The organism is Arthrobacter sp. Ld5 (assembly GCF_051172775.1).
Classification (GTDB): domain Bacteria; phylum Actinomycetota; class Actinomycetes; order Actinomycetales; family Micrococcaceae; genus Arthrobacter_D.
In genome coordinates, this window is the sequence record NZ_JBPKBO010000005.1 from 49,327 (window position 1) to 68,788 (window position 19,462).

17 protein-coding genes are annotated in these 19,462 nt (G+C 71.5%); 3 read left to right on the plus strand and 14 right to left on the minus strand.

Translation table 11 applies throughout. The features are described 5' to 3' along the window. Positions 1 to 325: 325 nt before the first annotated feature. Positions 326 to 1,036 carry a transcriptional repressor LexA gene (lexA, locus tag ACSGDB_RS02765; protein ID WP_434992937.1) on the plus strand — a complete coding sequence of 237 codons (711 nt, stop codon included), beginning with the start codon at positions 326 to 328 and terminating at the stop codon, positions 1,034 to 1,036. Between the two features lie 27 nt (positions 1,037 to 1,063). On the opposite strand, the gene ACSGDB_RS02770 is transcribed toward lexA, so the two are convergent. Beyond that, complete coding sequence (locus ACSGDB_RS02770) at positions 1,064 to 3,136, minus strand: ATP-dependent DNA helicase (protein ID WP_434992668.1); 2,073 nt, start codon at positions 3,134 to 3,136, stop codon at positions 1,064 to 1,066. Continuing rightward, positions 3,129 to 4,712, minus strand: a complete 1,584-nt coding sequence (gene hflX, locus ACSGDB_RS02775; RefSeq protein ID WP_434992669.1) for a GTPase HflX — start codon at positions 4,710 to 4,712, stop codon at positions 3,129 to 3,131. Before hflX ends, ACSGDB_RS02770 begins: the two co-directional genes overlap by 8 nt. 122 nt (positions 4,713 to 4,834) lie before the next feature. Here hflX and ACSGDB_RS02780 point away from each other — a divergent pair, with 122 nt between their 5' ends. Next, the gene (locus ACSGDB_RS02780; protein ID WP_434992671.1) at positions 4,835 to 5,443 is read left to right on the plus strand and encodes a class I SAM-dependent methyltransferase; all 609 of its coding nucleotides are present in this window, start codon (positions 4,835 to 4,837) and stop codon (positions 5,441 to 5,443) included. A gap of 29 nt (positions 5,444 to 5,472) precedes the next feature. On the opposite strand, the gene dapF is transcribed toward ACSGDB_RS02780, so the two are convergent. The 6 genes from dapF to ACSGDB_RS02810 all read right to left on the minus strand — a co-directional run bounded on the left by dapF (position 5,473) and on the right by ACSGDB_RS02810 (position 11,379). Further along, a complete protein-coding gene (gene dapF, locus ACSGDB_RS02785) occupies positions 5,473 to 6,417 on the minus strand; it encodes a diaminopimelate epimerase (protein WP_434992672.1) in 945 nt (314 codons plus the stop codon). Further along, positions 6,414 to 7,334, minus strand: a complete 921-nt coding sequence (gene miaA, locus ACSGDB_RS02790) for a tRNA (adenosine(37)-N6)-dimethylallyltransferase MiaA (RefSeq protein ID WP_434992674.1) — start codon at positions 7,332 to 7,334, stop codon at positions 6,414 to 6,416. Before miaA ends, dapF begins: the two co-directional genes overlap by 4 nt. Next, positions 7,331 to 8,872 carry a tRNA (N6-isopentenyl adenosine(37)-C2)-methylthiotransferase MiaB gene (gene miaB / locus ACSGDB_RS02795; RefSeq protein ID WP_434992675.1) on the minus strand — a complete coding sequence of 514 codons (1,542 nt, stop codon included), beginning with the start codon at positions 8,870 to 8,872 and terminating at the stop codon, positions 7,331 to 7,333. Before miaB ends, miaA begins: the two co-directional genes overlap by 4 nt. A gap of 64 nt (positions 8,873 to 8,936) precedes the next feature. After that, positions 8,937 to 9,902 carry a regulatory protein RecX gene (locus tag ACSGDB_RS02800; protein ID WP_434992677.1) on the minus strand — a complete coding sequence of 322 codons (966 nt, stop codon included), beginning with the start codon at positions 9,900 to 9,902 and terminating at the stop codon, positions 8,937 to 8,939. 5 nt (positions 9,903 to 9,907) lie between these two features. After that, the gene (recA, locus tag ACSGDB_RS02805) at positions 9,908 to 10,951 is read right to left on the minus strand and encodes a recombinase RecA (RefSeq protein ID WP_434992678.1); all 1,044 of its coding nucleotides are present in this window, start codon (positions 10,949 to 10,951) and stop codon (positions 9,908 to 9,910) included. A 209-nt stretch (positions 10,952 to 11,160) separates the two neighbouring features. Beyond that, positions 11,161 to 11,379, minus strand: a complete 219-nt coding sequence (locus tag ACSGDB_RS02810) for a DUF3046 domain-containing protein (RefSeq protein ID WP_434992681.1) — start codon at positions 11,377 to 11,379, stop codon at positions 11,161 to 11,163. A gap of 218 nt (positions 11,380 to 11,597) precedes the next feature. On the opposite strand from ACSGDB_RS02810, the gene ACSGDB_RS02815 reads away from it, so the two are divergent. Beyond that, positions 11,598 to 12,107, plus strand: a complete 510-nt coding sequence (locus ACSGDB_RS02815) for a MarR family winged helix-turn-helix transcriptional regulator (protein WP_434992682.1) — start codon at positions 11,598 to 11,600, stop codon at positions 12,105 to 12,107. 63 nt (positions 12,108 to 12,170) lie between these two features. On the opposite strand, the gene ACSGDB_RS02820 is transcribed toward ACSGDB_RS02815, so the two are convergent. The 6 genes from ACSGDB_RS02820 to dapA form a co-directional block, all read right to left on the minus strand. Then, entirely contained in the window at positions 12,171 to 12,611 is a 441-nt protein-coding gene (locus ACSGDB_RS02820) for a helix-turn-helix domain-containing protein (protein ID WP_043447546.1), read from the minus strand. Positions 12,612 to 12,734: 123 nt separating this feature from the next. After that, a complete protein-coding gene (locus tag ACSGDB_RS02825; protein ID WP_434992685.1) occupies positions 12,735 to 13,232 on the minus strand; it encodes a CinA family protein in 498 nt (165 codons plus the stop codon). Then, positions 13,229 to 13,816, minus strand: a complete 588-nt coding sequence (pgsA, locus tag ACSGDB_RS02830; RefSeq protein ID WP_434992688.1) for a CDP-diacylglycerol--glycerol-3-phosphate 3-phosphatidyltransferase — start codon at positions 13,814 to 13,816, stop codon at positions 13,229 to 13,231. Before pgsA ends, ACSGDB_RS02825 begins: the two co-directional genes overlap by 4 nt. Before the next feature lie 9 nt (positions 13,817 to 13,825). After that, positions 13,826 to 16,702: a DNA translocase FtsK 4TM domain-containing protein gene (locus ACSGDB_RS02835; RefSeq protein WP_434992689.1), complete on the minus strand. Its 2,877-nt coding sequence runs from the start codon at positions 16,700 to 16,702 to the stop codon at positions 13,826 to 13,828. Positions 16,703 to 16,778: 76 nt separating this feature from the next. Next, entirely contained in the window at positions 16,779 to 18,479 is a 1,701-nt protein-coding gene (locus ACSGDB_RS02840; RefSeq protein ID WP_434992691.1) for a ribonuclease J, read from the minus strand. Beyond that, positions 18,476 to 19,414: a 4-hydroxy-tetrahydrodipicolinate synthase gene (gene dapA, locus ACSGDB_RS02845; protein WP_434992692.1), complete on the minus strand. Its 939-nt coding sequence runs from the start codon at positions 19,412 to 19,414 to the stop codon at positions 18,476 to 18,478. The genes ACSGDB_RS02840 and dapA overlap by 4 nt, the downstream gene beginning before the upstream one ends. Positions 19,415 to 19,462: the final 48 nt, after the last annotated feature.

Genomic DNA, 19,462 nt, shown 5'->3' on the forward strand with positions numbered 1-19,462 from the left:
CTAATGAGTATCTGCCTATTTCTAGCACCTACGGACGATCCATGTCGAGACTCGGTCGAACATATGTTTGAAAACTGCTCCCGACTGTCCTAGCGTGGAGAGATCAGGACATCGTCGGCGGATGCCGCTCTCCACGGGCGGTTCCGTGGTCGATGTGTCCCACACAATCAGCCGCCTCTGACAGAACGGCTTCCCGACCACGGAAGCGGACCGGCGGCGACAACCGGATCAGTGATCCAAGGCGAAAGGCGCACCAGTGGCGGAATCACCAGCCGCGGCCCGGCAGGAATCGAACACTGCCGACGTCCCGGCGGATGCGGTACCCATCTCCGCGGGCCGGGGCCGGCCGCGGGGTCGCTCGGTGTCCAAGGGGCTGACCGCCCGGCAGCTGACGATCCTCGAGACGATCCAGCGGTCGATCGCCGACAAGGGGTATCCGCCGTCCATGCGGGAGATCGGTGACACGGTGGGCCTCGCCAGCCTGTCCAGCGTGACCCACCAGCTGTCGCAGCTCGAGCGGCTCGGCTACGTGCGCCGGGACCCCAAGCGTCCCCGCGCCATGGAGGTCCTGCTCCCGCTGACCCTGGCCCCGGACACCTCGGGCACCCGGACCGGCCCGTCCGCGGACGGCAGGCCCGCCGTCGAGCACGGGATCGCCGTCGACACCGCCCTCGTGCCGCTCGTGGGGCGTATCGCCGCCGGCGGGCCGATCCTCGCGGACCAGATGGTCGAGGACGTCATGCCGCTGCCCCGCCAGCTGGTCGGCCACGGGGACCTGTTCATGCTCAGGGTCTCGGGGGACTCGATGGTGGATGCCGCCATCTGCGACGGCGACTGGGTGGTGGTCCGGCGGCAGCAGAGTGCGCAGAACGGGGACATCGTGGCAGCGCTGCTCGACGAGGAGGCCACGGTCAAGACGTTCCGCCAGCGGGACGGCCATACCTGGCTCCTCCCGCAGAACACGCGCTACGAGCCCATCCTCGGCGACCACGCCAGCATCATGGGCAAGGTCGTCTCGGTGCTGCGCGCCCTGTAGCCGTCGTGCGGCGGGCGGGCCGGAGCGTCAGCGGGCGGAGAGACGCTCCAGGATGCCCGTGACGGTCGCGCGGTCCGTCGTCGCCCAGAAGGGTGGGAGGGCTGCCCGCAGGAAGCCGCCGTACCGCGCCGTGGCGAGGCGGCTGTCCAGGACGGCCACCACGCCCCTGTCCCCCGCCGCCCTGATCAGGCGTCCCGCGCCCTGCGCGAGCCGGACGGCGGCGTGCGTGGCGGAGACGCTCATGAAGCCGTTGCCCCCGTTCCTGGCCACCGCCCGGGTGCGGGCGGTCATCAGCGGGTCGTCCGGGCGCGGGAACGGGATGCGGTCGATCACGACCAGCCGGCACGAGGCCCCGGGCACGTCCACGCCCTGCCACAGGGACATGGTGCCGAACAGGCAGGTGTCCGGTTCGTCCGCGAACTGCGTGACCAGGGCGTTGAGCGAGGACTCCCCCTGGCACAGGATCTCGAAGTCCACCTCCGGTCGCAGCGCCTCCGCTGCCTCCTCGGCGGCACGCTTCGACGAGAACAGTCCCAGCGCTCCTCCCCGGGACGCCGTGAGCAGTCCCAGCAGCTCCTCGAGCTGCGCCTCGGAGGTGCCGCGCTCGGGCTTCGGGAGGTCCTTCGCCACGTAGAGGACGCCCTGCCGCGGGTAGTCGAAGGGACTGCCGACATCGACCCCCGTCCAGGCGGGTGCTCCGGGACCGCTGAGTCCCAGCGACCCGGCGACGGGACCGAACTCGGAGCCGATCGCGAGGGTCGCGGAGGTCAGGATCACGGTGTGGTCCTCGAACAGGCCCTCCCGGAGGCGTCCGGCGACGGACAGCGGCGCGACGTTCAGCGTGGCGGGTGCGCTCTCGTCGGGCTGGGCGTACCCCGCGCCCGGCGTGAAGGTGCTGGGACGCGACGCCCACACGACCTCGCCCAGGTCCGACGCCGCGAGGATCCGTTCGGCGAGCTCGAAGACCAGCGTGGTGCGGGACCGCGCGACCTGCCGGCCGCCGTCGGCGTCGGACTCGGACTTGCCGTCCGTCTTCGTGTCCGACAGCGCGGCCCGGGACGCGTCCCGCACCTGGGCGAGGGCCTGGCCGAGATCCTCCGGGAGCCCTCCGGGCAGCAGGCCCGAGGGCACGAGCTCGGCGGCCGCCTCGAACGCGTCGGCGGCCGTGTCGAGGGCGCCGGTGGCGATGGAGGCGTGGCGGCGGAGCGCCGCGGCCGCCGCGCTGACCATCGAGGCTGAGAGCTGGCCGGACACGGCCCCGGTGACCCGGTCGTGGAGCTCGTGCGCCTCGTCGATGACGACGACGTCGTACTCCGGCAGGACGGCGAGGCCCTCGAAGGCGCTGATCGCGAGCATCGCGTGGTTGGTGATGATGATGTCGGCATCCGCCGCCGCGGCGCGCGCCTTCTCGCTGAAGCACTCGGAGGCCACCGGACAGCGTGCTGAGCCGAGGCACTCCATGCTGGAGACGGACACCTGGCGCCACGCGCGGTCGCTCACGCCGGGGACGAGGTCGTCGCGATCGCCGGTCGTCGTCTCCTCGGCCCACTCGCGCAGCCGGACGACGTCCCTGCCGAGCGCCGAGGACGGGCCGTCGGTGGCCGGCGCCGGGTGCGGGGCGGCGTCCTCGCCCAGGCTGAAGAGCGTGCCGGGCGCGTCCTCCTCGGGGAACCCGCCGCCGGTCTTGTGGCGGCAGACGTAGTTGGAGCGGCCCTTGAGCAGGGCGACGTCGACGGGGCGCGTGAGCGCGGGGCCCACCGCGTCCAGCAGGCGCGGGAGGTCCCTGCCGACGATCTGCGCCTGAAGGGCGAGCGTGGCCGTCGAGACGACCGAGGGCCGGTCGCTGTCCATCGCGTGGGCGATCAGCGGGACCAGGTACGCGAGGGACTTCCCGGTGCCGGTGCCGGCCTGGACGAGCAGGTGCTCCCCCGAGCGGATCGACTCGCTGACCTGGCGGACCATCTCGTGCTGGCCGGAGCGCATCTCGCCGCCCATGGCCCCCACGGCGGCGTCGAGCAGTTCGAGGGCCTGCCGGGCTTCGTCCGAGTGGCGGGACGCGTCCGGCGCCGCCACGGCGCCGGACCGCGTGCTCTCACTCATGCCGGACGTACGCCTCCAGTTCGGAGGCCAGGCCCTCCCGGACCATCACTTCGAGGCGGGTCCCCTCACCGACGTGCTCCAGGCCGAGGATCTCGACGTCCTCGTCGTGGAGGCGGCTGAGGATCTCCCCGTGCTCGTACGGCACCAGGAGGTCCAGCTTCACACCCGGCCGCGGGATGCCGGCGCTGATCAGCTGGCGCAGCTCGGTGAGCCCCGCGCCCGTCCGCGCGGAGACGACGACGGACCGCGGTTCGCGCTGCCGCAGCCGCTCGATGACGAACGGATCGGCGGCGTCGGCCTTGTTCAGCACGATGATCTCGGGCACCCTGCGGGCGTCCACCTCCGTGAGCACGGCGCGGACGGCCGCGATCTGCCCCTCGGGGTCGGGGTGGGAGGCGTCGACGACGTGCAGGATCAGGTCCGAGTCGGCGACCTCCTCGAGGGTCGAACGGAACGCCTCGACCAGCTGGGTGGGCAGCGAGCGGACGAACCCGACGGTGTCGGCGAGCGTGTAGCCGATCCCGTCGGGCGTCTCGGCCTTGCGGACCGTGGGATCCAGTGTGGCGAACAGGGCGTTTTCGACGAGGACGCCGGCATCGGTGAGCCGGTTCAGGAGGGAGGACTTCCCCGCGTTGGTGTAGCCGGCGATGGCCACGGACGGCACCTGGTTCCGACGGCGGTTGGCGCGCTTGGTCTCCCGCGCCGGCTTCATCCCGGCGATCTCGCGGCGGAGCTTCGCCATGCGCGTGCGAATCTTGCGCCGGTCGAGTTCGATCTTCGTCTCGCCGGGGCCGCGGGAGCCCATGCCGGCGCCCGCGCTGCCGACCTGGCCACCGGCCTGGCGGGACATCGACTCACCCCAGCCGCGCAGGCGCGGCAGCAGGTACTCGAGCTGCGCGAGTTCCACCTGGGCCTTGCCCTCGCGGCTCTTCGCGTGCTGGGCGAAGATGTCGAGGATCAGTGCGGTCCGGTCGATCACCTTGACCTTCACGATGTCCTCCAGCCCGCGGCGCTGTGACGGCGACAGCTCGCTGTCGACGATCACGGTGTCCGCACCGGTCGCCTGGACGATCGCCTTCAGCTCCTGGGCCTTGCCCGAGCCGAGGAATGTGCCCGGGTCCGGCTTGAGGCGTCGCTGCACGATGCCGTCGAGCACCTCGGAGCCGGCGGTCTCGGCGAGTGCGGCGAGCTCCTGGAGCGAGTTCTCGGCATCCTGGGCGGTGCCCTCACTCCACAGGCCGGCGAGGACGACCCGCTCCAGCCTGAGCTGCCGGTACTCGACCTCGGTGACGTCCTCGAGTTCGGTGGACAGTCCCGCGACGCGCCGGAGCGCCCGGCGTTCGGCCAGGTCCTCCTGGTCCCCGTCGGCGTCCGACGGCGTCCCGTCCTGCGAGAGGGCCTGTGCCCGCGACCGCCAGGTCTTCCCGGTCGGCGCGGGGGTCTCCTCCGCCCCTGATGTTCCCTTCGTCGCCTTAGCCACGGCAGCTTCGTCGCTGGCGAGGATCCGGTCGATGACGGCCTGGATCTCCTCCGGGCCCATGTCGGCGCCGGTGGAATGTCCGTTGTTCTCGGTCATGGTCTCCCTAGGTGGATGTCCGACCATCCTACGGCGGCCGGCCCGACGCGCTCCAGCGTATTCTCCCAGCGCGAAACCGGCCCGCGCGGACGCGCCTCCGGGGTGCCGCTAGGCTCTTGTGCATGGAGTCTCAGCACTATTTCAGCGCACAACCGGCGGGACCGGACACGCGCCGACCGCTCTCCGTCGTCCTCGGTGGCGCACGCAGGGACCTCGTGACCTCGTCCGGCCTGTTCAGCCCCGACGGCGTCGACAAGGGCACCGCGATCCTGCTCGACGCCGTCCCCGAGCCGCAGGGGCGCCGCATGCTGGACATCGGCAGCGGCTGGGGGCCGATCGCCCTCACCCTCGCCCTGAAGGCGCCCGACGCGGACGTCTACGCCGTGGACGTCAACGAGCGGTGCATCGCCCTGACGGCGGAGAACGCCGCCCGCCTCGGGCTGGGGAACGTGGTGGCCTGCGCCCCCGACGCGGTGGACGACGCCCTCACCTTCGACACCATCTGGTCCAATCCGCCCATCCGGATCGGGAAGCAGGAGCTGCACGCGCTGCTCCTGCGCTGGCTCCCGCGCCTCGCTCCGGGCGGCCGCGCGTGGCTGGTGGTGCAGAAGAACCTCGGCGCGGACTCGCTGCAGCGCTGGCTGGCCGAGGAGCTACCCGAAGGCTTCCTGGTGCGGCGCGCGGAGACGTCGAAGTCCTTCCGCATCCTCGAGGTGCACCGGGCGGACTGACCGTCCCACCGGCGGCCGGACCGGTGGGCTCAGGCGGTGGGCCGGAGCACGCCGTCCGCCACCAGGGCGGCCGGGCCGCTGAGCAGCACGTGCTCACGGCCGTCCGGGCCGTCGAAGAAGGTCACCCCGACGACGCCGCCCGGGACGGTCACCTGCCACCGCGCCGGCGCGCCCTGGCCGGCCCAGTAGCGCGTGGCCGCCGCCGCGGCGCAGGCCCCCGTGCCGCACGACTGCGTCTCGCCGACACCCCGCTCGTGGACGCGCATGCTGAGCCGGCCCACGCCGTCGTCGCCCACCAGCGGATCCGAGGGCACCACGAGCTCCACGTTGGTCCCCTCCGGCGGTACCGGCTGGACGCCCGGCGCGCGGTGCAGTTCCGTGCTCTGCAGTTCGGCCGCCTCGGCCAGCGCCACCACGGTGTGCGGGTTGCCCATGCTGATCGACAGGGCCGGGCGGTCGACGTCCAGCCCGCCGATCCGCACGAGCGAGTCCATGCCGCGGGCGACGGCCGCTTCGGGGTGGATGAACTCCCAGGGACCCATGTCCACGGCGTACCCGTCGTGCGAGCGGGTCACGCGTTTGACGCCCGCCCGGGTGGCGATGGCGAGCTCGCCGCCCTCGGGCAGGTCGGCGACGGACGAGGCGAGCAGGAAGTGGGCGAAGACGCGCACGCCGTTCCCGCACATCTCGGACACCGAACCGTCGGCGTTGCGGTAGTCCATGAACCATCCGGCGTCGGGCTCCGTCTGCAGGAGCGCCCGCCCCTCGGGCAGCGCTGACGATCGCACCGCACGGATGTAGCCGTCGGCACCGACGCCCCGATGGCGGTCGCAGAGCGCGGCGACGAAGGCGGCGTCGTCGGGGGCCGTCCCGTCGGGGTCGAGGGTCAGGACGAAGTCGTTGCCGGTGCCGTGGCCCTTCGTGAAGGAGAGGCCGGCGGTCTGCCCGGGGGCGGGGGCGGGGGTGTCGGTCACAGTTCCAAGGATAGGTCCCCGGCCCGCTGCACGAGACCGACCGCCCGGTCGACGAGCCCGGGGGCCTGCCAGTCCGTCCAGGCCACGCGCGGGTCGCCCCGGAACCAGGTCAGCTGGCGGCGGGCGAACCGGCGGGTCGCCGCGACGGTGTCCTCGACGGCCTCCTGCTCGGTCATGGACCCGTCCAGCACCCTGAGGAACTGCCCGTACCCGAGGGCGCGGGAGGCCGTCCGCCCGTCCCGGAGACCCGCCGCCGCAAGACGCTCCACCTCGTCGGCCAGCCCGGCCCGCACCATGGCCTGCACGCGGTCGGCGAGCCGGGTGCGCAGGACGTCCCGGTCGACGGCGAGACCGATCTGCACCGCGGGCTGGTGGTACTCGCGGCGCGGCATGAACGCGCTGAAGGGCCGTCCGCTGATCTCGTACACCTCGAGCGCACGGACGAGGCGGCGGTCGTCGTCGATCCGTTCGGCGGAGGCCGGGTCGACCGCCCGGAGCCGGTCGCGGAACGCCGCGCTCCCGGTGGCCCCGAGGTCCGCCTCGAGCCGGGCACGGACGCCGGCGTCGGTCGGCGGGAACTCGAGCCGGTCGAGGGCCGCGCGGAGGTACAGGCCGGATCCGCCGACGAGGATGGGCACCTTACCGCGCGCGCGGATGTCCCCGACGATCCGGCGGGCGTCCACCTGGTAGGCCGCGACGCTCGCCTCCTGCGTGACGTCGAGGACGTCGAGGAGGTGGTGCTCGATGCCTTGCCGGTCGGCCGGGGCCAGCTTCGCCGTCCCGATGTCCATGCCGCGGTAGAACTGGAGGGCGTCGGCGTTGACGACCTCACCGTCGAGGCGCCGGGCCAGGGCGATGCCGAGCCCGGACTTGCCCGACCCCGTGGGGCCGACGACCGCGACGACGGGAAGGGTCAAGGACGCACTCCGCGGACCGGCAGGGACGGCATGCCCAGCGACACCGGGCGCGGCGCACCGGCGGGGACGGCGCCGTCCGGCGTCGCGGGGACCCCGCAGCTGTCGGCCTGGCTCCTGTCCCATGCGTCGCCGGCGCGGGAGCGGCGCACCGCGTACTGCTCCGGGGCGGGGTCCGACAGCAGGTGGAAGGACGCCGCCTCCGTGACGGGCAGGGTCACGACGTCACCCGGTCGGGGCACGGCCGCGCCCTCGGGCACGGAGAAGTGGACGAGCCGCTGGTCGCGCGCGCGTCCGGTGAGCCTGTGCGTCTCGCCGCCCTTCCGTCCCTGCTGGTCGGTGACGAGCACCTCGACGACCGTCCCGACCTGCCGTGCGTTCTCCTCGCGGGCGATGCGGTCCTGCAGCGCGGTCAGCCGCTCGAACCTCTCCTGCACCACGGCCTTGGGCAGCTGGTCGGGCAGGTCCGCCGCCGGGGTGCCGGGACGCTTCGAGTACTGGAAGGTGAAGGCCGTCGCGAAGCGCGACTGCTCGACGACGTCGAGGGTGGCCTGGAAGTCCTCCTCGGTCTCGCCGGGGAAGCCCACGATGATGTCGGTGGAGATGGCGGCGTGGGGCATCCGGGCGCGGACCCGGTCGAGGATGCCCAGGAAGCGGCTCGACCGGTAGGACCGGCGCATCGCCTTCAGGACGCGGTCCGAGCCCGACTGCAGGGGCATGTGCAGCTGGGGCATCACGTTGGGCGTCTCGGCCATGGCGTCGATCACGTCGTCGGTGAATGCCGCGGGGTGGGGGCTGGTGAACCGGACCCGTTCGAGGCCCTCGATGGAGCCGCACGCGCGGAGCAGTTTCGCGAAGGCGCCCCGGTCGCCGAACTCGACGCCGTAGGAGTTCACGTTCTGGCCGAGGAGGGTGACCTCGACGGCGCCGTCGGCGACGAGAGCCTCGATCTCGGCGAGGATCTCCCCCGGCCGGCGGTCCCGCTCCTTGCCGCGCAGCGACGGCACGATGCAGAAGGTACAGGTGTTGTTGCACCCGACGGAGATCGAGACCCACCCGGCGTAGACCGACTCGCGCCGCGTGGGGAGGGTCGACGGGAACACGTCGAGGGATTCGAGGATCTCCAGCTGGGCGTCCTGGTTGTGACGGGCGCGCTCGAGCAGCGCGGGCAGCGCGCCGATGTTGTGCGTCCCGAAGACGGCGTCCACCCAGGGGGCCTTCCGGAGGATGGTCTCCCGGTCCTTCTGGGCGAGGCAGCCGCCGACGGCGATCTGGAGGTCGGGCCGGGCCTCCTTGACGGCCTTGAGGATCCCGAGGTTGCCGTACAGCTTGTTGTCCGCGTTCTCGCGGACCGCGCAGGTGTTGAAGACGACGACGTCGGCCTGCCCGTCCTCCACCCGCGCGAGACCTGCTCCCTCGAGCAGCCCGGAGATGCGCTCGGAGTCGTGGACGTTCATCTGGCACCCGAACGTCCGCACCTCGTAGGTGCGCTGTCCGCCCGCGCCGCGGGGTGTCTCGTCGAGGGAAACAGGAAGTGTCATGCTCACGTCCTCAAGCCTACGGCCGGGACGCCGGGCGCCTGTAATCCCTGCGGCACCCATGCCGTCACTGCGCCTCGGCGAGCACATCCTTCACGATCGAGAACGCGGTCCCGGGGCTGTACCCCTTGCGGGCGAGGACGCCGACGAGGCGCCGCACCTCCTTGTCCCGCACCGCACGGTCCGAGAGATCGGCCGCACGGCGGAGCTTGCGGCGCACGACCTCCCGGGCCTGTTCGTCCTCGTCCTCGTCGGAGAGCTGCAGCAGGGCGTCCTCCGCCAGCTCGGCGTCGATGCCCTTGGCCGCGAGTTCACGCCGGAGCGAGGACCGAGAGAGCGCCTTGGCGGCCGTGCGGGTGCGGACCCACATCCGCGCGAACTCCGCGTCGTCGATCAGGTGCACCTCCTCGAACCTGTCGAGGAGGGCCGTGGCGATCGGCGGCGGTACCTCCTTCTCGGTGAGCTTGAGGTCGAGCTGATGGCGGCTGCGGGCCCCCAGGGCCAGCTGTCGCAGCAGCACGGAGCGTGCCAGCGACGTCCACTCCTCGTCGCTCCTGGCGGGCGCGTCCTGCGCTGCCGTGGCGCCGTCGCCGGGCCCGGCATCCCCCCGACGTCCGCGCCGTGCGCCCGCGGTCCGGCCGCCGCGTGCCCGCCGACCGCGGCCGGCCGCCCCGGCTCTGTCTGGAAGTGCGCCATCGGGCAGCGCGCCGCCGGGCAACGCGCCATCGGGCCGTGCATCATCCGCGGGGGCGTCCGCCGCCGGGGCGTCGGCCGATGCGCCCACGACCGGGCCGAACGGGTCGTCGACGGAGGCCCGGTCCGCAGCGCCCTGGCGGCGTCGGGTCCGCGCCGCCCCTCGGCCCCGGGTCGAGGCCGACCGGCCGAACGAGGACGCCGACCGCGACGCTCCCCCACGTGCGGATCGGGTCCGCTCGGAGGACCCGGACGCTCCGGAGTCGCCGGACGCGTCCGAACCGAAGCGGCCGTAGGAGGTCCCCCACCCCGCGGGATCCGGTCCGGTCTCCGAAGCCATCCCGCCTACTCTCCGCTGACGGCCTTGAGCTTGGGTGCGTCGGGCTCGTCCGGCTGCACTCCGATCCCCAGCTTGACCCTGATCTTCTGCTCGAGTTCGTCGGCCAGACCCGGGTTGTCCTTCAGGAACTTCCGGGCGTTCTCCTTGCCCTGCCCCAGCTGGTCGCCGTCGTAGGTGAACCAGGCGCCGGACTTCTTGACCAGGCCGTTCTCGACACCCACATCGATCAGGCCGCCCTCGCGGGAGATGCCGTGCCCGTACAGGATGTCGAACTCGGCCTGCTTGAACGGCGGGGCCATCTTGTTCTTGACGATCTTGGCGCGCGTCCTGTTGCCGACCGGGTTGACCCCTTCCTTCAGGGTCTCGATGCGTCGCACATCGATGCGGACCGACGCGTAGAACTTCAGCGCCTTGCCGCCCGTGGTGGTCTCGGGGCTTCCGAAGAACACGCCGATCTTCTCGCGGAGCTGGTTGATGAAGATGGCCGTGGTCTTGGTCTGGCTCAGCCGGCCGGTGATCTTCCGAAGGGCCTGGCTCATGAGCCGCGCCTGCAGGCCGACATGGCTGTCGCCCATCTCGCCCTCGATCTCGGCGCGCGGCACGAGCGCTGCGACGGAGTCGATGACGACGATATCGATCGACCCCGAGCCCACGAGCATGTCCATGATCTCGAGTGCCTGCTCCCCTGTGTCCGGCTGCGAGACGAGGAGCGCGTCCGTGTCGACGCCGAGCTTCTTCGCGTACTCGGGGTCCAGGGCGTGCTCGGCATCGATGAAGGCGGCGATCCCGCCGTTGCGCTGGGCGCTGGCCACGGCGTGGAGGGCGACCGTGGTCTTGCCCGACGACTCGGGGCCGTAGATCTCCACGACCCTGCCGCGGGGCAGGCCGCCGATGCCGAGCGCCGCATCCAGGGCGATGGAGCTCGTGGAGATGGTCTCGATGGGCGCCCTGGTCTCGTCGCCGAGGCGCATGATCGAGCCCTTGCCGTACTGCTTGTCGATCTGGGCGAGAGCAGCTTCTAGGGCTTTCTCGCGGTCTGGAGCGGCCATTCTTCACCTCGGTTGTTCATGGCCAACTGGCCTGTGTGTACGTGTTCGATTCGACTGTAGGAGCCCGCACCGACACTTTGCGGGGGGACCGCCGCCATGTGCATAACAGCGTTCCGGCCGTCCACCCATCATATCCCGGTCCGAACAGGTATTCGATTATTCGCCGGTCCTCTGTGTGTCCCGATGTCCCCGGATTGTGGGCCGGCGGGTCAGCGCGGCTTGACGTCACGGCCGAGCCAGAGGCTCGGCGGCACGTCCTGCGCACGGCACACCGCCTCCCAGACCGTTCTCGGATCGGCGCCCGCGCCGAGGGCCTCTGCCGCCGTCCTGTCACCCAGCCGGTCGACGACGAGATCGCGCGCGAGGGTGCGGGAGTACCGCTCCCCGAACTCGTCGTCCATCAGTCGCCAGAAATCGCTCAGCCGCATGCACTGTTCCTTGCTCTCGTCGTCGGCCGGTCGTCCGTCCCGCCCGCCTACCATTCTGGGTCCTCGGCGCGGAGGCCCGCACCGACCACCCGCCGCCGCCGGCGGGATCACCGGGCGGAATCACCCGAGAGGATGACTCGCATGCCGATTCGAGCACTCGGCCGAGGAATCCGGCAGCGCGGCATGGGAATTCCGGAACGGCGCCCTAGAATGGCCCCATGAACGCGAAACCGAGCATCACCGACGCCGACGCGGGCCGTGCAGGCCACCCCGGCGAGGATCCTGACACGGACGCGGCCATCGAAGCCCTCGAGCAGCAGTTGAGCATGCTGTGGCGACGCGCCCGGTCGAACTCCTACAAGGTCGCCCGCCGGGTGCACCCCGAGATGGAACCGGCCGCGTACGGGCTTCTGGTGATTCTCCAGCGCGAGGGCTCGATGCGCCTCACCGACATCGCGGCCAGCGTCGGCGTGGGCAAGCCGTCCGTCAGCCGGCAGATCGCGATGCTGGAGCAGCTGGGCCTCGTCTGGAAGGAAGCCGATCCGCTCGACGGCCGCGCGCAGTCCATCTCCCTCACGGACGCCGGCACACGGCAGCTCGTGGCCGCGCAGACCGCCCGCAAGCAGGCGTTCCATCAGCTCATGGAGGATTGGGACGTCGAGGACCTGACCCGCCTGGGCACGCTCATCGCCCAGTTGAACAGCACCTACACCAAGGACAACTGGTAGCAGGCAGCAGGAAGGCCCGTCCCCTCGATCGTGCCGGGGACGGGCCTTCCTTGTGTGCGGGACCTAGCGGTTGGTGGCCGCGAGACCCCGACGGAAGTCGTCGTTCAGTTCGTCGGTGAGGTCGTCCCCGAATTCGCGGGAGAACTCCTGGGGGATGGTGTCCGGGATGGACACGCCTTCTGCTTCTGCCAGGCGGTCGCTGACTTCCCGCAGCATCGAGGAGAGCGGCACCTCGAGCGCACTGCAGATTGATGAGAGGAGTTCGGACGATGCTTCCTTCTGTCCACGCTCGACCTCGCTGAGGTATCCGAGGGAAACCCTCGCACTGTGCGACACCTCCCGCAGGGTGCGGCCCTGGCGCTGGCGGACGTCACGGAGGACGTCGCCGATCTCATGGCGGAGAACCACCAGTTTGCGCTCCTTGGGCCTGCGTTGTGCATCATCCGCCAACCCCACATCACGCCAACGGACCACGCCGTTTACGGATACGGGCTGCTTTACCATCTGTATCGCCTTGCTCCCTCATAATGCGGCGGCGTCCGGTGGACGTCCGCCCCGTGATGATGACCTGCCCGTTCTGCTTGAGCTTGAGTCGCCAACCTTATCAACGGCCGACGGAGTTTATAACTACCGCGGCCGACTGTTTGTTCCCTCGGCCAGGGCATCGCGGAGCTCGACGAGCACCGCGTCGCGGGAGGCGCTCCTGATCGCGGCACGGTCCCCGGCGAAGTGATGGTCGAACGTCGTCGTGCCCCACGGGGTCGAGATCGCCGTGAACACGGTCCCCACGGGCTTCCCCTCGTGTGGGGAGGGGCCCGCCACGCCGGTCGTCGCGACGCCGATGTCCGCGGAGAACGCGTTCCGGGCGCCCTCCGCCATGGCCGCCGCCACCCGCGGGTCGACGGCTCCGGCGCTCGAAAGAAGTTCGGCGTCGACCCGCAGGAGCTTCTGCTTGACATCGCCCTGGTAGGCGATGATCCCGCCCAGCAGGACGGCGGACGCGCCCGGGACGTCGGCGAGCGTGGCGGCGACCATGCCGGCCGTCAGGGACTCCGCCGTGGCCACGGTGAGGCCGCGGCGCGCGGCGAGGTCGACGACGTCGGCGGCCGGTCCCGCGCCCGTCACGAGCGGGCGGCGGCGCGGAGGCGGATGGCCTGGACCACGTAGTCGATGCCGGTCACCACGGTGATCACGACGGCGGCCGCCATGACCGCGGCGGCGGGCCACCAGGCCCAGGCCCCCGCGACGGACTGTAGCGGGATGAGGAACAGCAGGATGGCGACCGTCTGGACGACGGTCTTCAGCTTGCCGCCGCGGGAGGCCGGCATGACCCCGTACCGGATCACCGCGAACCGCAGGAGCGTGATCCCGATCTCGCGGACGAGGATGACGATGGTCACCCACCACCAGAGCTCGCCCAGGACCGACAGCATGATCAGTGCGGAGCCGATGAGCAGCTTGTCGGCGATCGGATCCGCGATCTTCCCGAAGTCGGTGATGAGTCCCCTGCTGCGGGCGAGGTCGCCGTCGAGCTTGTCGGTGTAGATCGCCACGACGAAGACGAGGACGGCGAGCCAGCGGAACAACCCGTCGCTGCCGTCGTCGAGCAGGAGGAACCAGACGAAGAACGGCACCAGCAGGATGCGCACGACGGTCAGGACGTTCGCGATGTTCAGGACCGGCACGGCCGGGCTCGGGGAGCTTGTCACCCTCTCAGGCTACCTGCCGGTGAGGTTCCAGGCGTCGGTGCTCTCGCCGTCGTCGCCGGACGGGTCGGCGCCGTCGTAGTAGTCGACCGCGTGCGCCCGGGAGGCGAGGTCGTCCGCGACGAGGTCGGCCGGCGCCTGGGGCTGGGCCGGAGGGTGCGCGGAGGGCTCGTCGCCGCGCATGGCGGCGAGCACGGGGGCGAGGTCGTCGGGCTTGACCAGCACGTCGCGGGCCTTCGATCCCTCGGACGGTCCGACCACCCCCCGGGACTCGAGGAGGTCCATGAGGCGGCCGGCCTTCGCGAAGCCGACGCGCAGCTTGCGCTGCAGCATGGAGGTGGATCCGAACTGGGTGGTGACCACGAGTTCCGTCGCCTGGAGGAGCACGTCGAGGTCGTCGCCGATGTCGTCGTCGATCTGCTTCTTCGGGGCATCGACCGCGACATCCTCGCGGTAGACGGCCTGGAGCTGGCCCTTCACATGCTCGACGACGCGGTGGATCTCCGACTCGGTGACCCAGGCGCCCTGCACGCGCATGGGCTTGGACGCGCCCATGGGCAGGAACAGGGCGTCGCCCTGGCCGATGAGCTTCTCGGCGCCCGGCTGGTCCAGCACCACGCGCGAGTCGGTGACGGAGGAGGTCGCGAAGGCCATGCGGGACGGGACGTTCGCCTTGATCAGGCCGGTCACGACGTCGACCGACGGACGCTGCGTGGCCAGGACGAGGTGGATGCCGGCGGCACGCGCGAGCTGGGTGATGCGGACGATCGAGTCCTCGACGTCGCGCGGGGCGACCATCATCAGGTCGGCGAGCTCGTCCACGATGACCAGCAGGTACGGGTAGGGGCGGACGACGCGCTTGGACCCCTCGGGCGGGACGACCTTCCCGTTCCGGACCGCCTTGTTGAAGTCGTCGATGTGCTTGTAGCCGTAGTTCGCGAGGTCGTCGTAGCGGGTGTCCATCTCGCGGACCACCCACTGCAGCGCCTCAGCGGCCTTCTTGGGGCTCGTGATGATGGGCGTGATGAGGTGGGGCACGCCCTCGTACGCGGTGAGTTCCACGCGCTTCGGGTCCACCATGACCATGCGCACCTCGTCGGGGGTGGAGCGCATGAGGATGGAGGTGATCATCGAATTGACGAAGGACGACTTGCCCGCGCCCGTGGCTCCGGCCACGAGCAGGTGGGGCATCTTCGCGAGGTTGGCGACGACGAAGCCGCCCTCGACGTCCTTGCCCACGCCCATCACCATGGGGTGGTCCGTCTTGCGGGCGTTCCCGGAGCGCAGCACGTCGCCGAGGGACACCGTCTCGCGGTCGGTGTTCGGTATCTCGATGCCGATGGCCGACTTGCCGGGGATGGGCGAGAGGATGCGCACGTCCGAACTGGCGACGGCGTAGGAGATGTTCTTGGACAGCGCCGTCACGCGCTCCACCTTGGTGCCCGGCGCCAGCTCGATCTCGTAGCGCGTGACCGTCGGGCCGCGGGAGAACCCGGTGACCTTCGCGTCCACGTTGAACTGGTCCATGGTGTGGGTCAGGGCGGCCACGACGGCGTCGTTGGCCTCCGAGCGCTCCTTGGGCGGGGTGCCCGCGGGCAGGTAGTCCGACGGCGGCAGCGTGTAGGCGACGTCGCCGGCGAGCTGCAGCTGCTCGGTGCGCTGCGGGATGGGCGTGGGCGGCACCTGCGGCTGGACCGGCGTGGAGGGGACGATCAGCGCCTTCGCGGCGGGGACGACGTCGATGGCCTCGGTCGCGCCCTCCGGTTCGCGCCCGGGCTCGGGGTCCGGCGCGCCGATCCCCTGCGACCGCTTGAGCTCCTCGGCGGCCAGTTCCTGCCGCGTGGGGCGTCGGACGCCGGGCGGGACGGCGGCCTCGGCCTCCCGGGCGCGCCGCTCCTCGTCCTCGATGACGGCCCGCTCGAACGCCTCGTCGCCGACGTAGCCGTCCCCGTCGTCGTGCTGGTCGCGCTCGTTCCCCGATGCCTCGGGCGCGTCCTTGCCGAACAGGCGCTTGCGGCGCTTCGGCGCCGGCTTCGCGGTGGCGCCGTGCGTCTCGTAGAGGTAGCTCTGGTCGTGGCCGTCCTCGCGTCGGGCCCCGGCGTCCGGGTCCTGCCCCATCAGGCGCTCGTACAGGGACCGGAGGCGGGCGGGGATGTGCCGGAAGGGGGTGGCCGTGACGATCAGCAGTCCGACGAAGATCGCTGCCGCGAGCAGGACGCCGACGGGCCAGGCCGTCAGGACGCTGCTGAGCGGTCCTGCGACGAGGAATCCGGCGACGCCGCCCGCGCGCCAGAGGGCGTCGAGGCCGTCGGAGAGGCGGGGCATGCCGCCGACGAGGTGGGCGATGCCGGACCCGGCGAACAGGATCACGAGCTGGCCGATGGCGATGCGGTTGTTGGCCCGATGCCGTTCCGGATACCGGAACAGGCGGACGGCGCCGATGCCGAGCAGGAAGGGGACGAGCAGGGCCATCCAGCCGAAGGTCCCTCCGGCGGCCGCGTGCACGATGTCGGCGGCGGTCCCGCCGAGGGCCCACCATTCGACGGCGGCCACGGCCAGCGCGACCAGGAGGAGGAAGAAGCCGGAGCCGTCGCGGCGGCTCTCACGGTCGGGGCTGACGTCGTGGCCGAAGGTGCGGACCCCGGAGCCGACGATGCGGGCGGTCCCCATCCAGACCGCCCGGACGGCCCGCAGCGGCAGGGCCAGCTGGTCCTCGTCCCGCGGCTCGGGCGTCACCGGGGACTGCCTGGTCCTGGCAGGGGCGCGGCCGGTTCCCTTGGCGGGCGGTTTGGCCGGCGCCTTGCCCCGGGAGGATGCCGTCACGGCGGACGCTCCCTTGCCGCGGGTCTGGTGCTGGCCCCGCGGGGCAGGGGAGGTTCGAGTGGCCATGCTCCTCACGGTACCGGACCACTCCCCCGATCCGTCGAATTTCCGCGCGCTGGCGGGCTTCCCGGACCGGCCGCCCTCAGGCCTCCAGGACCACTGGGATGATCATGGGACGGCGCCGGTAGCCCCTGTTGACCCAGGTGCCGACGATGCGCCGGACCACCTGCTGCAGCTGGTAGGCCGTGTGGTCCGGCGTGTTCGCCACAGCCTGCTCGAGGGCCCGGGCGATCTCCGGCTTGATCTCGTCGAACACGGCGTCGTCCTCGGCGAATCCGCGCGCATGGATGTCCGGCCCGGACACGATGGTTCCCGTGCTGCGGTTCACCACGGTGATGATCGAGATGAAGCCCTCCTCGCCGAGGGTGCGCCGGTCCTTCAGGTCCGCGTCGGTGACCTCCCCCACGGTGGAGCCGTCCACGTACACGTAGCCGCACTCGACGCTGCCCACCACGCGCGCCCTGCCGGCCACGAGGTCGACGACGGAGCCGTCCTCCGTGAGGAGGACGTTCGACGCCGGGACGCCCGTCTGCTCCGCGAGCCTCCCGTTGGCGATGAGGTGCCGGATCTCGCCGTGGACCGGCATGACGTTCCGCGGCCTCAGGATGTTGTAGCAGTACAGGAGCTCGCCGGCGGCGGCGTGCCCGGACACGTGCACCTTGGCGTTGCCCTTGTGGATGACGTCGGCGCCGAGCTTCAGGAGCCCGTTGATCACGCGGTACACGGCGTTCTCGTTGCCGGGGATGAGCGAGGACGCCAGGATCACGGTGTCGCCCTCGCCGACGGTGATGCGGTGGTCCCCGTTGGCCATGCGGGACAGCGCCGCCATGGGTTCGCCCTGGGACCCGGTGGACATGAGGACCACGCGGTCGTCGGGGAGGTCGTCGACGTTCCTGATGTCGACCAGGATGCCGTCCGGCACCTTCAGGTAGCCGAGCCTCGCCGCGATCGCCATGTTGCGCACCATCGACCGGCCCGCGAAGCACACGAAGCGGCCGTGGGCGGAGGCGGCGTCGAGCACCTGCTGGACGCGGTGCACGTGGGAGGAGAAGGAGGCGACGATGATGCGCTTCCGGACTCGGCCGAAGAGGGACTCGAGGACCGGACCGATCTCGCGTTCCGCCGTCGTGAAGCCGGGGACGTCGGCATTCGTGGAGTCGACCATGAGCAGGTCCACGCCCTCCTCGCCGAGGCGAGCGAAGGCCCGCAGGTCGGTGATGCGCCCGTCGAGCGGCAGCTGGTCCATCTTGAAGTCGCCGGTGTGGAGGACGGTGCCGGCCTCGGTCCGGAGGAACACGGCGAGGGCGTCGGGGATCGAGTGGTTGACGGCGACGAACTCGCACTCGAAGGGCCCGAGCTGCTCGATCTGCCCCTCGGACACGGTGAGCGTGTAGGGGCGGATCCGGTGTTCCTGCAGCTTCGCCTCGACGAGCGCGAGGGTCAGCTGGGAGCCGACGAGGGGGATGTCGGCCTTCAGGCGCAGGAGGTACGGCACCGCCCCGATGTGGTCCTCGTGGCCGTGCGTGAGCACGAGGCCGACGACGTCGTCGAGCCGGTGCTCGATGGAGGAGAAGTCGGGCAGGATCAGGTCGACGCCGGGCTGGGTCTCCTCGGGGAAGAGCACGCCGCAGTCGACGATCAGGAGCTTGCCGTCGATCTCGAACACCGCCATGTTGCGGCCGATCTCTCCCAGTCCGCCGAGCGGGACGATACGCAGCGTGCCCGGCTCCAGCGCCGGCGGCGGGCTGCCCGGGCCGGGACCGGCGTGGGCCGCGGTGCTCATGCGCGCGCGGCCCGGGGGGCTCCCGCGGACCCGATGTCCCATCCGGCCTCCGCCAGGTCGGCGAGGACGGGCCCGAGTTCGCCGGCGTCCGGTTCGACGAGGGGCAGGCGCACGACGGCGTTCGCCAGCACGCCCTGCAGGCGCAGGATCTGCTTCGCCGAGACCGCGCCCGGGAGGTGCGTCATCACGGCACGCACCACGGGGTCGAGGGCGAAGTGGATCTGGCGGGCCTCGTCGAGGTCGCCCGCCGCCGCGGCGTCGACCAGCGCGCGGAAGGCGACGGTGGCGACCTGCGCGCTGACGCTCACGACGCCGACGGCGCCGGCGGCCATCCACGGCAGGGTGAGGCCGTCGTCACCCGCGTACACGTCCAGGTCGGTGCCGGCGAGCACCCGCGTGATGGCGCTGAAGTCCGCCTTCGCGTCCTTCAGCGCGCCGATCCGGGGGTTCTCGGCCAGGCGGAGCATCGTCTCGGTGGTGATGGGGATCCCGGAGCGGCCCGGGATGTCGTAGACCATGATCGGCAGGTCGCTCGCCTCGGACACGGCCGTGAAGTGGGCCAGCACGCCGGACTGCGTGGGCTTGTTGTAGTAGGGCGTCACGACGAGCTGCGCGTGGGCTCCGGCCCGCTCCGCGCGGCGCGCCATCTCCACCGAGTGCGACGTGTGGTTCGTGCCCGTCCCGGCGATCACCCGGGCGCGGTCCCCCACCGTCTCGACGACCACGCGGTAGAGGTCCTCCTTCTCGGAGTCCTCGAGCGTCGAGGTCTCGCCGGTCGTGCCCGAGACGACCAGGCCGTCGCACCCGTCGTCGACGAGCTTCGCTGCGAGGGCGGCGGTGGCGTCGAAGTCGACGCCACCGGTCTCGGTGAACGGCGTGACCATGGCGGCCACGAGCGAACCGAACGGGAGGATGCGGGAGGGGGTTTCAGCCATGGTTAAGACGTTACCCGGTCGGGCAGGGCCCGGTGGGACGCGGCACCG